Raw genomic sequence first — 15,080 nt, forward strand, 5'->3', positions numbered from 1 at the left:
TATTGCTCACTAAAAACTTCTCACTCAAAAACAAAACAATGATTAAGAATTATATAAAGACGGCCTGGAGGGGATTGATTCGTAATAAGGCATTTTCGCTTATTAATATCCTGGGTCTGGCGGTTGGTATGACGGCCTGCTTTATCATTTATATCTATGTGGGTTTTGAACGCAGCTATGATACTTTTCATATAAAGGCAGATCGTATTTACAAGGTGGTTGCAGATGTAAAAACGCCGACGGAAACGATCACCACCCAGGGCGTTACATCGGCACCCGTTTCCATAAACCTGAAACGGGATTTTCCCGAAGTACAGGAAGCCGTCCGGTTTACCGGCGATGGATACCTGCTGCGCAAAGGGGATGTTTTCTTCCAGGAAAAAAAGTCGGTGCTGGCAGACTCTTCGTTATTTGATGTATTTGATTTTCCATTGGTGGCTGGCAATAAAAAAACAGCATTGAAAGAGCCGATGAGCATTGTGCTTTCACAAACAACGGCGAAAAAGTATTTTGGGAATGCAGATCCTCTTGGGCAGCAGGTACTGCTGACCGGCGCCGCTATTAATGCTACAATTACAGGGGTGATGAAGGATATTCCTGAAAACTCCCAGATAAAGGCGGATATGTTTGTGTCGATGTCTTCCTACCGGCAGATCTATGGTGTTCCAACGGCCGACAGTGAATGGACCAATCATGCTTTTTACACATATATCCTGCTGAAACCAGGTGCGGATGCAAAGAAACTTGCCGGGAAATTTCCCGCTTTTATGGAATATCATCACGGGAAACAGGCCAGGGAGTTGCAGATGCAGGATTACTTAAGCCTTGAACCGCTGCGCGATGTTTATCTCCGGTCAAAGCGGGATGGGTTTGTTTCGGGGAGTATCAATAATGTATATATATTTTCGGTTATCGCTGTTTTTATCCTCCTGATCGCCTGTATTAATTTTATCAACCTTACTACAGCCCGCAGCGCAGAACGTGCAAAAGAGGTAGGCGTGCGCAAAGTAGCAGGAGCAGCACGTCTTCAGCTGGCCGGTCAGTTTATTGGCGAATCGGTTATGATCGCTTTGATGGCCTTTGTACTTGCTTTGATTTTATTGTCAATGCTGATGCCCCTGTTCAATCAGCTGGCCGGAAAAATCATCACACCCGGCATCTTCCATGACCCGCTGCATGTGCTGGAACTATTCATCTTGTCCCTTACTATAGGCGTTATTGCAGGAATTTATCCATCCTTCGTTTTATCGTCCTTTAAGCCGGTAAATGTGCTAAGGGGATACCTGGTAACCGGCGCCCAGCGGCTGTTGTTAAGGAAAGGACTGGTGATTTTTCAGTTTGCTATATCCATTATACTGATCGTAGGTACGATCGTAGTAGCGACACAGCTTGCCTACATGCGCAGCCAGGACCTGGGTTTTAACAAGGAGCATACCCTGTTTATCAATACCAATTTTGATAAGAACAAAGACCGGTTTAAACAATCACTCGCCGGTATTCCCGGTGTTTTGTCTTCCTGTTATTCTGCATTTATCCCGGGAGGCGGTAATACTTCGGCGTATTCTGAACTGGAGAATAAGAACGGCGAAATGCAAAAAACCAATATGGACCTCTATTTTGTTGATTTTGATTATATGCGTCAATATCAACTGCATCTTGTAGCGGGACGTGCGTTTTCGCCGGCTTTTAAAACAGATAGTACCCAGGCGATGGTGATTAATGAAACCGCCACCCGTGCTCTTGGTTACGTTACACCCAAAGATGCAGTTGGCAAAAATTATAATCAATGGGGCAGTAAGGGGAAAATAATCGGTGTAGTGAAAGACTTCCATTTTCAATCATTGCTGCAGCCCGTAAAACCCTTAACGATGCGTTACAATAAAGATGCCTTTGCCATGATTTCTGTAAAACTTTCTTCAAAGAACCTCTCCGGCACCGTAAAGAATATCGAAAAGCAATGGCAGCAAATCATTCCCAACCGGCCATTTGAATATGCCTTTCTGGACCAGTTCTTTGATGAACAATATCATGCAGAAGACCGGTTCAGTAACCTGTTTTTCAATTTTGCCATACTGGCCATTTTTATTTCATGCCTGGGTTTATTAGGACTTTCTTTATACAGTACCCTTCAGCGCACAAAGGAAATAGGAGTGCGGAAAGTTTTAGGGGCGGGCGCTACTAATATTGTGCTGCTGCTCTCTTCTGGGTTCTTAAAATTGGTATTGGTGGCCTTTGTAATTGCATTGCCCGTTGCCTGGGTGGGGATGAATAAATGGCTGGAAGGGTTTGCATATCATATCCGTATAACCTGGTGGATGTTTGCCCTGGCAGGCTTAGCGGCAGTGCTGGTTGCATTTCTTACGATTAGTGTGCAGGCGCTGAAAGCGGCATTGGCAAATCCTGTACGGGCACTCCGGTCGGAATAGGCAATGGCAGGCAATAGGGAATAGCGAATAGGCAATAGTGAATAGGCAATAGTGAATAGGGAATGGTGAATAGGGAATGGTGAAACAGGAGATCATAAACAATACATCTCACTAATAACATCTCACTAATAACTTCTCACCTGATAGCTCAAAAAACAACATAATGATCAGAAACTACATCAAAACAGCGTGGCGCAACTTAGCCCGGAACAAAGGGTTTATGTTCGTTAACTTATTGGGACTGTCCATTGGTATTTCTGCAACCCTGCTCATCCTGCTTTGGGTAAAGGATGAACTTACGTATGACCGGTTCCAGAAAAATTATAATGATATTTATACGGTGATCGCGAACCGTGATTTCAAGAACCGGGTATTTACCGATTATAATATGGTGCTGCCGATGGCCAGGGAACTGCAACAGGCAGACCCGCTGATAAAGAATGCTACGGTTACTACCCAGCGTTATGACCTGCTGCTTCATGTAAACGAAACAAAACTGCGAAAGGGCGGGCTGACGGTGGGGGATCATTTTTTTGATATTTTTTCCTGGACTTTCGTTAAGGGAACTGCCGCACATGCGCTTAACGATCCTTCGTCGATCGTATTGACGGCTTCTGCAGCCAAAGCATTATTTGGCAATGAAGACCCGGTAAATAAAACCATCCAAATCATTGAAGAAAAGAGGGATGCGAAGGTTACAGCCATCGTTGCAGACCCGCCGGGCAATTCTGCCTTCCAGTTCGATTTCCTGCGGCCGTTTAATTATAATGATCCGGATACTAAAAGAATGATGGATAACTGGGAAGGCTCCAGCTGGCGCGTATATGTACAAACAGTGCCCGGCGCGGATACAAGGCGGGTGGATGCCGTCATCAACCGGGTAAAAAAACAACATGATCCCGGCGACAGGATCAGTACTTATTTTACATTTCCGATGAAACGCTGGCATCTTTATGATGATTTTAAGGATGGGAAAAACGTGGGCGGTATGATCGAATATGTGCGGATGTTTATTATTGTTGCCGCCATTATCCTGCTCATAGCCTGTGTTAATTTTATGAACCTTTCCACGGCACGCTCAGAAAAACGGTCGAAAGAGGTGGGGATCCGTAAAACCCTTGGGTCTGGAAAGCGAAAACTGGTATTACAGTTCTTTTCAGAGTCCATGCTGCTGGTGCTCATTGCATTTGTTGTTTCTATTGGTATGGTATTGCTGCTGTTGCCCTATTTCAATCAATTGGTGAACAAGAAGCTAACGCTGGATTTTGGTCAGCCGGTATTCTGGCTGGGGAGTTTGGCTATTATTTTGATAACCGGTATCCTGGCAGGCAGTTACCCTGCTTTATATCTCTCGTCCTTCCGCCCGGTAAAAGTGCTGAAAGGTGTTTTTGTATCCAACGGTAAAACGGCGTTACCCCGTCATATACTGGTGGTATTCCAGTTTATGATCTCCATCCTGCTGATTTCGGCAACGATTATTGTATACCAGCAGATACAGCATATAAAAGACCGGAAGACCGGTTATGACGCGCACAACCTGCTCATGATTACCGGAACGGAAGAAACGGAGAAGAACTTTAATGTGATCAAGCAGGAGTTACTGCAAAGCAGGGTTGTAACTGCTGTTACACGTTCCAGTTCTCCCATCACGCAGGTATGGTGGAAATCCGGCGCTCCGGATTGGAACGGTAAGCCGGCAGATCTCAACCTGGTCATTTCGGGGATACGTACGGATGTGGATTTTACAAAAACGATGGGGATCCAGCTGCAGCAGGGACATGATTTTACCGGCAATCCTGCTGATTCATCTTCGGTGCTGCTCAACAAAGCGGCAGTGGAGGCGATGGGGCTCGAACATCCGGTTGGAATGGAAATGCGGTTCGGCGGGAAAAAATACGACGTAATCGGTGTAACCAGCAACGTAGTAATGGAATCGCCTTTTCAACCGGTAGATCCCATGCTGACCTTTTACAACCCCCAGGCCACCGGGGTGATCAGTTTGCGTATTGCTGATGAAATTCCGGTAAAAAAAGCATTGGCTTCGATCGGGGCGGTGTTTAAAAAATACAATCCGGCCTATCCCTTCGAATATCAGTTTGCAGACGATGAATTTGGGCAAAAATTTATGGGGGAGGAACTGATCAGCCGGATCACCAATATTTTTGCCGGGCTGGCTATTTTTATCTGCTGTATAGGACTGGGAGGATTGGTGGCCCATACTGTGGAACGGCGGTTCCGGGAAATCGGTATCCGGAAAGTGCTGGGCGCTACTATCAGCCAGGTATTATTACTGATCGGGCGCGAGTTTCTGAAACTTGTACTCATCGCATTTGTAATTGCGGTACCCCTTACCTGGTGGCTGATGCATCAATGGCTTCAAAAATATACCTATCATATTCATATCAGTATGTTGATGTTCGTTGCTGTAGGAGGATTGGTTTTATTACTGGCGCTGGCTGTGGTAGGCTTGAATACGTTCCGTGCGGCTGTTACCAACCCCGTGCGTTCACTACGGTCGGAGTAGGGAATAGTGAATGGTGAATAGTCAAAAGGTAATGCTGGATAGGAAACAGACAGAAGCGAAAGCGATTTAAAGAGGAAGACTCATGTCATTGTAGGAATCAAAGGCTGATGACTTGTAAATAAGAAACAATGTTCCGGAATTTTATTACAACCGCCTGGCGGAATCTGACAAGAAATAAGCTGTACTCCATCCTGAATATATCCGGTCTGGCTGTGGGCATGTCCGTTGCCATGCTGATCAGTTTCTGGGTATGGGATGAACTACATTTTGATACGTACCATCATAACCATGCAAGGCTGGTGCAGTTGATGCGTACCTATCGCAGTAACGACGGTTCCCTGTCAACAGAGCAGGCTTCCTGTATACCGGTTGCAGCCGCTCTGCGCAATAAATATGGCAGCGATTTTAAAAATGTTGCCGCAGCCTCCTGGAATTTTGGCCATGTACTTGCCGTAGGTGACAAAAAAATAGGCGCTTCAGGGCTCTGGACGGAGGACGCCTTTCCTGTTATGTTTTCGTTTAGGATGCTTAGCGGTAATATCCAGGCACTGAAGGATCCTTCTGCTGTTTTGCTGAGTGCATCCGTTGCTCAGAGCTTGTTTGGTAATGAAACAGCGGTAGGAAAAACGATCCGCTTCGATAATAAAGATAACTTCACAGTGGCGGGCGTCTATGAAGATTTACCAAGGAACAGCTCTTTTTATGAAACAAAACTGTTGCTGCCCTGGAAGAAATACATCACTACAACAGAATGGATCCGGAAAGCCGCTGCTGATTGGGACGAACAATCGTTCCAGGTGTTTGCAGAACTGGTTGAAGGGGCTGATATGAACGCCGTTTCCCGCAAAATAGGAAATGTGGTGATGACGCATAAGGCAATTAAGAAAGAGCAGGAACAGGCCGGGTTATTTCCGATGGATCGCTGGCATTTGTACAGCGAATTTGAAAATGGAAGATCGGTTGGCGGCGCTATCCGTTTTGTATACCTTTTTTCCGTGATCGGCGTCTTTGTCTTATTGCTGGCCGGCATTAATTTTATGAATCTTTCCACGGCGCGTAGTGAGCAGCGCGCAAAGGAAGTAGGGGTTCGTAAAACGATCGGCTCTGGCAGGCGCCAGCTGATCCGGCAGTTTTTGGCAGAGTCTGTGCTGACCACTTTTTTTTCCTTCCTGCTGGCTGTTTTGCTGGTGCTTTTGACCATGCCTTTGTTTAATGCGCTGGCGGGTAAGCAGCTCCTGTTTCCATGGTATTCTGTTGGGTTTTGGTTGGCCGCAGTGGGCTTTATGATCATTACGGGGCTGGTGTCGGGAATGTACCCTGCGTTTTATCTTTCAAAGTTCAGACCTGTAAAGGTGTTAAAAGGCAGGATCAGGGAGGGAAAGGCTGCTTCGTTGCCACGCAAAGTGCTCGTGGTGCTTCAGTTCTCCTTCTCGATAGCGCTGATCATTGGCAGCGTGATCGTGTTTAAGCAGATCCGGTATTCAAAAGACCGGCCGGTCAACTACCGCAAGGAGGGATTGATAACCGTACAGATGAATACTCCAGATCTTTATGGACATTACGATGCCTTGCGGAATGAATTACTGGCTACAGGCGTGGTGGCAAATATGGCAGAGTCCTCAAGTCCTACAATGGACGTTTTTAGTTTCAGCAACCGGTTTGAATGGAGCGGGAAGGCACCGGATCATTTACCCACCTTTGGTTTGATTGGGATAACTGCCGATTTTGGAAATACCATCGGCTGGAGTATTAAGGATGGACGGGATTTTTACAGCAGTGTTCCTGCCGATACATTGTCGGTCATTCTTAATGAAGCCGCAGTGAAACAAGTAGGCGGAGCAGAACAGGTTGTTGGCCGGGAGCTTCGTCATAATGATAAGGTATATACGGTGATTGGGGTAGTAAAGGATATGGTAATGACATCGCCTTATGCACCACCAGTGCCTACTGTTTTTATAAACAATCCGGATTGGGCGAATGTGGTTACCGTTGCTATAAAACAGGGCGCGCCCATTCATACCGCATTAGGAAAAATTGAGCAGGTATTTAAAAGATACAACCCCCATGCTCCGTTTGATTATGCGTTTAACGACGAGGTTTACGCCAATAAATTTGCCGATGAGCAGCGCATTGGCCGGTTGTCGGTTTTGTTTACCATACTGGCCGTATTTATCTCCTGTTTGGGGGTATTTGGCCTGGCATCCTTTGTAGCGGAACAACGGAGAAAAGAGATCAGTTTACGTAAAGTTTTGGGGGCAAATGTGTATCAGCTCTGGCGTCTGTTGTCTGTAGAGTTTCTGCTGCTGGTACTGCTGGCCTGTTTTATAGCCATCCCTTTTGCATGGTATTACCTGCACCAGTGGCTGCAGCAGTATACCTACCGGACCAATTTGTCTTTTGGGGTATTTCTTTTATCCGGCGCCGCGGCATTATTGTTAACCATTCTTACCGTGAGTTTCCAGGCTATTAAAACTGCGCTGATGAACCCGGCAAAGGCGTTGCGGTCGGAATAAGGGGATCGTCAATAGGCAATGGTGAATAGTTAATAGAGAATAGTTAATAGGGAGTAGGGAGTAGTTAATAGGGAGTAGGGAGTAGGTGCGCTATGGTTGTAAATCTACCGGTTCAATGGTATGTGCAAAACTTAAATTTTGAACAATGATCAAAAGTTATTTTAAAACGGCGTGGCGCAGTATCCTGAAGCATAAGACTTTTTCAGGTATCAATGTACTGGGACTGGCTATTGGTATCAGTGCCTCCCTGGTGATCTTTATGATCGTTTCTTATGAATTCGGATTCGATCGTTTTCAACAGGACCGGGATCGCATTTACAGGGTTGTGTTGGGGGCAACGTTTGGAGGTGAAGCACAGGGTTTCAGTGCCGGTGTGCCGGCACCGCTTGGCAGTGCCATCGCAGGAGAAATCACCGGGGTGGAGCAGACGGTTCCGGTGTTTCAGTTCCAGGGGGATGCTTCCGCAGATGTAATGATCCGTGAAGAAAAGGATGGAAAGCGCCAGGTTTTTAAAAAGCAAAAGAATGTTGTTTTTACGAATGCTGATTATATGAGCCTGCTGGGCTATCAGTGGATGGCCGGTAATGCTAAAGGAGCATTAAAAGATCCGTATACCGTAGTGTTGACGGAAAGCAGGGCCCTGCTGTATTTTCCGGGGATACCCGCACATATGCTTGTTGGAAGGCAGCTGCAATACAACGGGATCACAGCAACGGTAACCGGTATTGTAAAGGATCTGGATCAGCCTACAGATTTCAAGGCTAAAGAATTTATATCCCTGCCCACCATTGCGGTTACCAGTCTCAGGGATAATTTTATGATGAACGTTTGGGATGACTGGATGGCCTATTCGCAGTTGTATGTAAAGCTGTCAAAGGGATACACAAGGGAACAGGCTGCCGCCGCTGTGAATGCATTATTCAGGCGGCACTACGACCCGCTGAAAAAACCGGGGAATACCATAACGCTGATGCTGCAACCACTGTCTGATATGCATTTCAACAGCCAGTTTCAAAGCTTTGATTCCCGGCTTGCAAGCAAAACAACGCTTTACGGACTGTTGGCGGTTGCCGGATTTCTGTTATTGCTTGGATGTATTAATTTTATAAATCTTTCTACTGCCCAGTCATCGCAACGTGCCCGGGAAATCGGAATCCGTAAAACAATCGGTAGTTCCAGGATGCAGCTGGTCCTGCAGGTGCTCAGCGAAATATTTTTGGTAACATTAATGGCTACACTATTATCAGTGCTTTTAACACCCTGGATTCTGAAACTGTTTGCGGCGTACACGCCTGAGGGATTAACAGCAGACTTTCTATACCATCGGGAGGTGGTGCTTTTTTTGCTGGCACTTACCCTGTTCATCAGCCTGGCTGCGGGGATTTACCCCGCACTGATCCTATGCAGCTATAAACCGGTACTGGTTTTAAAGCGTTCGGTTACGGTTGCCGCTCAGTCGCGACATGTTTGGATACGGAAAATGCTTACCGTGGGGCAGTTTGTAATTGCCCAGTTTTTTGTGATCGCAACCCTGATGGTGGGGAAGCAGATCCGGTATTCGACACATGCAGACATGGGCTTTAATAAGGATGCGGTTGTAACGTTTAATATTCCGCGGGATAGCCTGAATGCCCACAGGGCTGTATTGATCCATCGTATAAAAGAGATTCCCGGTGTGCAGTCGGTAAGTTCCGGCTTTTTTTCACCTGCAGATGCGGGTGTAGCTTTTGTAAATGTGTCCTATAGCAACGGTAAAGAAACAGTCAATCCTCAGGCCCAGATCCGGTGGGGCGACACCGCGTATTTGAAGGTATATGACCTGAAGCTGGCTGCAGGAAGAAATGTTTCTGCAAATGACTCTGTAAATGAGTTCCTGGTTAACGAAACATTTACCAGGGAAATGGGGTTTCAGCATCCGGAACAGGCGCTTGGCACCTACCTGAGATGGAATGACAAAGCATTGGTACCGGTTGTAGGTGTGATAAAAGATTTTCATGATATGTCGTTGAAATCCCGGATCAGTCCGATGGTATTTAGAAACGGAACGGGCGCTACTTTTCATATACGGCTTGCGCCGGCAAATGCAGGAATGTCGTGGGCCACGACTGTTTCGAAGATACAGGGTGTCTACAGGCAGCTATACCCCGAAGAACCGTTTAAATATTCGTTTGTGGATGAGATGGTTGCCGGTTTTTATAAAAATGAACAGGCTACAGAAGGGTTGTTGAAATGGGCTACGGCCCTCACTATTTTAATCAGCTGTCTGGGATTGTTGGGACTGGTGATTTATACTACGAATAGCCGTACCAAAGAGATCGGGGTGCGTAAGGTGCTGGGAGCACCGGTGAAACAGATCGTAACGCTTTTGTCGAAGGAGTTTATAGTACTGGTGGTGCTGGCTTTTGTAATTGCGGCGCCGGTTGCCTGGTGGGCGGCTTACAAATGGCTGCAAAACTACGCGTACAAAACAACGATGAGCTGGTGGGTATTTGCGTTGAGCGGGTTGCTGATGTTGATGCTGGCAGCGGTAACACTCAGTATCCGAACGGTACGGGCGGCGATGGCGAACCCGGTGAAGGCGTTGCGGTCGGAGTAGGGGGCAATAGGCAATAGTGAATGGTGAATAGTGAATAGGGAGTAGTCAGTAGGGAATAGGAAATAGGAAATAGCTAGTACTGGTATTGCCCAAAACTTAAATCTTGAACAATGATTAAAAATTATTTTACAACGGCCTGGCGGAATCTGGTTAAGAACCGGAGTTATGGGCTCATTAATATTTTTGGACTTACCATTGGCCTGGCAGTTGTATCACTGATCGCGCTATGGATCTGGGATGAACTATCGTTTGACCGTTTTTTTAAAAACCATAAGCGTATGGCGCTGGTATTACAGCAACACACCAAAGATCATACTACTTATACGGATTGGGCGCTTCCAATGCCGCTGGCCGAAGCACTGCGCAGGGATTATGGAGCAGCATTTGAGGGTGTCTCCCTGGTGTACAGTGGTGTTTATAATATTACATATGCGGAAAAGAAATTGTCTGCCAAGGGAACGTTTATGGAGCCCGACGGGCCGTCAATGTTTTCCCTGGAACTGCTGAGCGGGAATAAAAATGCCTTGAATGATCCGGCCTCTGTGTTGTTATCGCAATCGATGGCCCGGAGGCTTTTTGGAAACAAGGATCCGCTAAACCAGGTAATACGCATCACCAACCAGTTTAACGTAAAGGTGGCGGGCGTTTATAAAGATCTCCCAAAGAATACATCCTTAAGCGGAGATGCGGAGTTTATTGCTCCCTGGCAGTTTGCGGTATCCAACTGGGACTGGATCGGAAAAGAAAAGGGGAACTGGAATTATAATCTCTTTAAGCTGGCTGTTCAGCTGGCGCCCAATGTTCGCATGGAGGATGTGTCTGCCAGGATCAGGAATGTTCTTGCAGCCCATATAACACAGCCGCCGGGTGAGCAGGTAGTTACAAACCTCATCCTGCATCCGATGAGCCGCTGGCATCTTTATGATTTTGATGAAAGGGGACACAGCGTTCCTGGAAATCTGCAATACCTCTGGCTTTTTGGGGCGATCGGTTTTTTTGTATTGCTGCTGGCCTGTATCAATTTTATGAATCTTAGTACGGCAAGGAGTATCAAACGCGCCCGGGAAGTTGGTATCCGGAAAACGATCGGTTCCCGCCGTACACAATTGATTGTACAATTCTTTGGAGAGTCGGTGCTGACTACTATGATTTCATTCCTGCTGGCGATTGTTATTGTTCAGCTTGCGTTGCCCTGGTTTAATGCGCTTACCGATAAAGATATTCGTGTGCGTTGGTTCAGTGGCTGGTTCTGGCTGGCCGGGATGCTGATCTGTATGATTACCGGTCTGCTGGCGGGGAGTTATCCTGCTTTTTATTTGTCATCCTTCAAACCGGTTAAAGTATTAAAAGGTCTTTTTAAGGGTGGTGCTGGTGCTCATATTCCGCGAAAAGTGCTGGTAGTGTTACAATTTTCCATTTCTATATTTTTGATCATCGGCACAACGATTATTTACAGGCAAATACAATATGCAAAAAACCGGCCGGTGGGATATAACCGGGAAGGGCTATTGTCGGTACAAATGACTACGCCCGAAATTTATGCCCGTACACCGCAGATCCGTAATGAACTGCTGGCTTCGGGGGCTGTGCTCGAAATGGCATTATCGCAATGTCCGGTTACGGAAATATGGGTGGGGAGTGATGGATTCGATTGGAAGGGGAAAGCGCCTTCTGTGGACGGAAGGTTTGCCGTGGTGGCGGCATCCATTGAATTTGGAAAAGTGGCGGGCTGGCAATTTGTAGAGGGACGGGGTTTTTCAAAAGCATTTCCAACAGATTCCAATGGCCTTGTGATAACGGAAAATGCTGCCAGGTATATGGGCATTCCACACCCGACGGGAACAGTAATTACCTGGCATGGAAAAAATTATACGATATTGGGCGTGGTGAAAAATGTAATGATGACGTCTCCATTTGGCGATGACAGCCGGGTCGTTTTTCCAATGCTGCGCGAGCCCGGTAATTTTATGGTATTGCGGATGAACCCCGCGCGTCCTCTGTCGGAATCGATGAAAACCATTGCCGGTATTTTTCAAAAACACAATCCCTTTGCTCCTTTTGAATACTCCTTTGTAGATGAGGATTATGCTAAAAAATTTGTAAATGAGGAGCGGATCGGAAAGCTTGCCACCTTATTTTCGGGGCTGGCTATTTTTATCAGCCTGCTGGGATTATTTGGCATTGCTTCCTTTATGACCGAACAACGTACAAAAGAAATCGGCATCCGCAAAGTGCTGGGTGCGCCGGTAACAGGGCTCTGGAACCTGCTTTCCAAAGAGCTTATCCTATTAGTGGTGATTGCCATTACAGTGGCCGTACCTGCCGGGTATTATGCGATGGGGGGCTGGCTGCACCGGTATAATTATCGCATCGATGTTTCCTGGCCGCTGTTTTTATTCCCGGCAGTTGCGTCCCTGTTGATTGCTGTGTGTACGATTAGTTTTCAGATCATCAGGGCCATACGTGCCAACCCGGTTCGCTCGTTACGATCAGAGTAGCCAATGGGCAATAGTGAATAGCAATGGTATGAACGCTCAAACCGCATCGATTATGATAAAGAGCTATTTAAAAATCGCATGGAGAAATATTGCCAAACGCAGTGTTCTTTCTGCTGTTGGTATATTGAGCCTTGCCATGGGTTTCTGTTTTACACTGGTGATCGGCGTTTATATTTTTCAGCAGAAGCAGGTTAATCACCAGTTCCGGAATATCGACCAGCAGTATATTATTAAAAACAAGTGGAAAACAAAAGAGGGGGGAGCGGAGGTTGCCGGCCGCGCACCATTTGCCAAAACGTTAAAAGAAACCTATCCGGGACTTGTGAAAAACTATTACCGGTTTATCCCCGTCTCCAATGTGGTTTCTGCGGGCGATAAATTTTTTAAAGAAAATATAGCGATTGGAGACACCAGCTTTGTTTCCATGTATGGGTTGCCTGTTCTGTATGGTGATGCCAGCAGGGCATTCGAGCATAACAACGCGGCAGTTATTACCGAAACAATGGCAAAAAAACTATTTGGTTACAGCAATGCAGTTGGCAAAATTATTTCCATACAAACGGTGACGGAAAACCTGAAGCAGGATTACAGGATCTCGGCTGTTTTGAAAGATCTTCCTTACAATTCTGTGTTTACGCAGGGCTACCCGGATGGGTATAATGTTTTTATCCCTGGCAATGGCAGCCGGTACTATCCGGATGGTGATCCATTGATTGACTGGAATAATAATTCCTGTATCTCCATGGTCGAATTGAAGAATGGCGTTACACCCGCGGATCTTGTGCAACCTTCCCGGCAAGTGCTTGCAAAACATGCACCTTCGTTTTTCAGGGAGCATCTTACGGTCCTGTACGCCCCGGTAAAGGATTTTTATCTTACAGACAATAATAATGCTGTGAAAAAGATGATTGCTGTTTTTAGCATGATTGCCGTATTTGTATTGTTAATGGCCACATCCAGTTTCATCAACAGCTCCGTTGCTGCAGCTACGGCCCGTATAAAAGAGGCTGGGTTAAGAAAAGTATTTGGAAGCGGAAAGAAGGAACTGCTGTTGCTGTTTTTGATTGAAGCATGGATGCTGACAGCAATTAGCGGCTTTATCGCGCTGATTTTTTATCAGATCGCAGGTCCCTGGTTTTCACAGATACTGGGTATGGATCTTTTATTATTAAAAGCATTTGACGGAAAAATAGTTGTAAGCTTTGTGTTACTCGTTATCGTTGTTGGGCTCCTTGCCGGAATTTACCCCGCTCTTTTATTAAGCCGTTCGCATATTGTAACATCGGTAAAGGGAATAACAGATACGGTGGAACGGGGCCGGTTGTTACGCAGGGTAGTCCTGGTTATACAATTTTCTATTGCCATCCTGGTCTTTATAGGTGCTGTTATTGTAGCCAAGCAGGTGCATTTTATTTTTGAACGGGATGCAGGCTATAACAAAGATCAATTGCTGGTTGTTACCGCGTTCCCAAAACGCTGGGATGAAACGGGTGTTCAGCATATGGAACATATTAAGCAGGAACTATTGAAACTGCCCCGGGTAAAAAGTGCAACCTTAAGCTTCGATCTTCCCGATCGGGTGCCGATGAACAGTCCCGTTGAGCTGCTGCCGGTAAAAGGGCAGCCGGTGCCGGTCTCCATTCCTTCATTCATAAGTGATGAGGATTATGGTGAAACCTTTCAGCTACATATGAAGGCCGGAAATTTCCTGAACTATAAAAAGAACTTTATCCCCGGACAGATTGTTTTAAACGAAACCGCCGCCCGGTTATTGGGACTTGAAGCGGATAGCGCAACCGGTAAACTGTTAAAAAGCTCCGCAGGTGAAACACTTACGGTATCAGGGATTGTGAAAAACTATAATATAGCTACCATGCGGGATGCTATTGGACCGCTGGCAATATTGCACGTAAATGATATGCCGGGATACCGTTATCTGATTATTAAGCTGGATCATGCCAACGAGGCATCAGTACGACAGGTTAAAGACCGCTGGCAGCAGTTATCGCCCAATGCGCCTTTCGACTATACATTTATGGACGACAAATTTTCCGCGCTGTATCAATCGGAATTACAGTTGAAGAAAGCAACATTTGCGGCAACCCTATTTTGTCTTTTTATCGTTATCGCCGGTATGTTCAGCGTCGTGTCCGTAATGCTGATCCGGCGCGAAAAAGAAATTGCGATCCGTAAGGTTTTAGGTGCGAAGCTGCGCAATATTTTTATGCTTTTTATGAGGGAGTATCTATGGCTTTGGGTAATTGCGAACCTGGTTTCCTGGCCGCTGGCTTATTATCTCATAACCCTGTGGCTGGAAGGGTATGCATACCGTACGCAGCAGAGCATCAGCATTTACCTGGGAGTGGCTGCGCTGGTGGTGATCCTTGTGGGGCTGCTTATTGTTGCAAGGGTTTTTGGAACTGTTGTTTCGAATACAGCCAGAAAATTGCAGACGGAGTAAGCGCCGATGGATACAGGAAGTCCTGATTCTTAATGGATCAATATCCGCCCTGGACAAAAAAA

At 46.3% G+C, this 15,080-nt stretch carries 6 protein-coding genes; all 6 read left to right on the forward strand.

The window, feature by feature from the left end:
• The first annotated feature begins 38 nt into the window (after positions 1 to 38).
• Entirely contained in the window at positions 39 to 2,426 is a 2,388-nt protein-coding gene (locus Q1V85_RS22170) for an ABC transporter permease (RefSeq protein WP_300603389.1), read from the forward strand.
• Positions 2,427 to 2,589: 163 nt separating this feature from the next.
• Complete coding sequence (locus Q1V85_RS22175) at positions 2,590 to 4,950, forward strand: ABC transporter permease (RefSeq protein ID WP_300603392.1); 2,361 nt, start codon at positions 2,590 to 2,592, stop codon at positions 4,948 to 4,950.
• Positions 4,951 to 5,078: 128 nt separating this feature from the next.
• Positions 5,079 to 7,463, forward strand: a complete 2,385-nt coding sequence (locus Q1V85_RS22180) for an ABC transporter permease (protein WP_300603395.1) — start codon at positions 5,079 to 5,081, stop codon at positions 7,461 to 7,463.
• Between the two features lie 145 nt (positions 7,464 to 7,608).
• Positions 7,609 to 10,059, forward strand: coding sequence for an ABC transporter permease (locus tag Q1V85_RS22185; RefSeq protein ID WP_300603398.1), 2,451 nt, complete (start codon positions 7,609 to 7,611; stop codon positions 10,057 to 10,059).
• A 110-nt stretch (positions 10,060 to 10,169) separates the two neighbouring features.
• Positions 10,170 to 12,557 (forward strand): ABC transporter permease, encoded by a 2,388-nt coding sequence (locus Q1V85_RS22190; RefSeq protein WP_300603401.1) that lies wholly within the window; start codon positions 10,170 to 10,172, stop codon positions 12,555 to 12,557.
• Between the two features lie 28 nt (positions 12,558 to 12,585).
• Positions 12,586 to 15,018, forward strand: coding sequence for an ABC transporter permease (locus Q1V85_RS22195; RefSeq protein ID WP_300603403.1), 2,433 nt, complete (start codon positions 12,586 to 12,588; stop codon positions 15,016 to 15,018).
• Positions 15,019 to 15,080: the final 62 nt, after the last annotated feature.

It is taken from the genome of Niabella sp., from assembly GCF_030150205.1.
Lineage (GTDB): Bacteria > Bacteroidota > Bacteroidia > Chitinophagales > Chitinophagaceae > Niabella.

Bases quoted from the DNA above. Each gene is read 5' to 3' on its own strand.
- Q1V85_RS22175 (WP_300603392.1), top strand. From the start codon at position 2,590: ATGATCAGAAACTACATCAAAACAGCGTGGCGCAACTTAGCCCGGAAC.
- Q1V85_RS22195 (WP_300603403.1), top strand. From the start codon at position 12,586: ATGAACGCTCAAACCGCATCGATTATGATAAAGAGCTATTTAAAAATC.
- Q1V85_RS22190 (WP_300603401.1), top strand. From the start codon at position 10,170: ATGATTAAAAATTATTTTACAACGGCCTGGCGGAATCTGGTTAAGAAC.
- Q1V85_RS22185 (WP_300603398.1), top strand. From the start codon at position 7,609: ATGATCAAAAGTTATTTTAAAACGGCGTGGCGCAGTATCCTGAAGCAT.
- Q1V85_RS22180 (WP_300603395.1), top strand. From the start codon at position 5,079: ATGTTCCGGAATTTTATTACAACCGCCTGGCGGAATCTGACAAGAAAT.
- Q1V85_RS22170 (WP_300603389.1), top strand. From the start codon at position 39: ATGATTAAGAATTATATAAAGACGGCCTGGAGGGGATTGATTCGTAAT.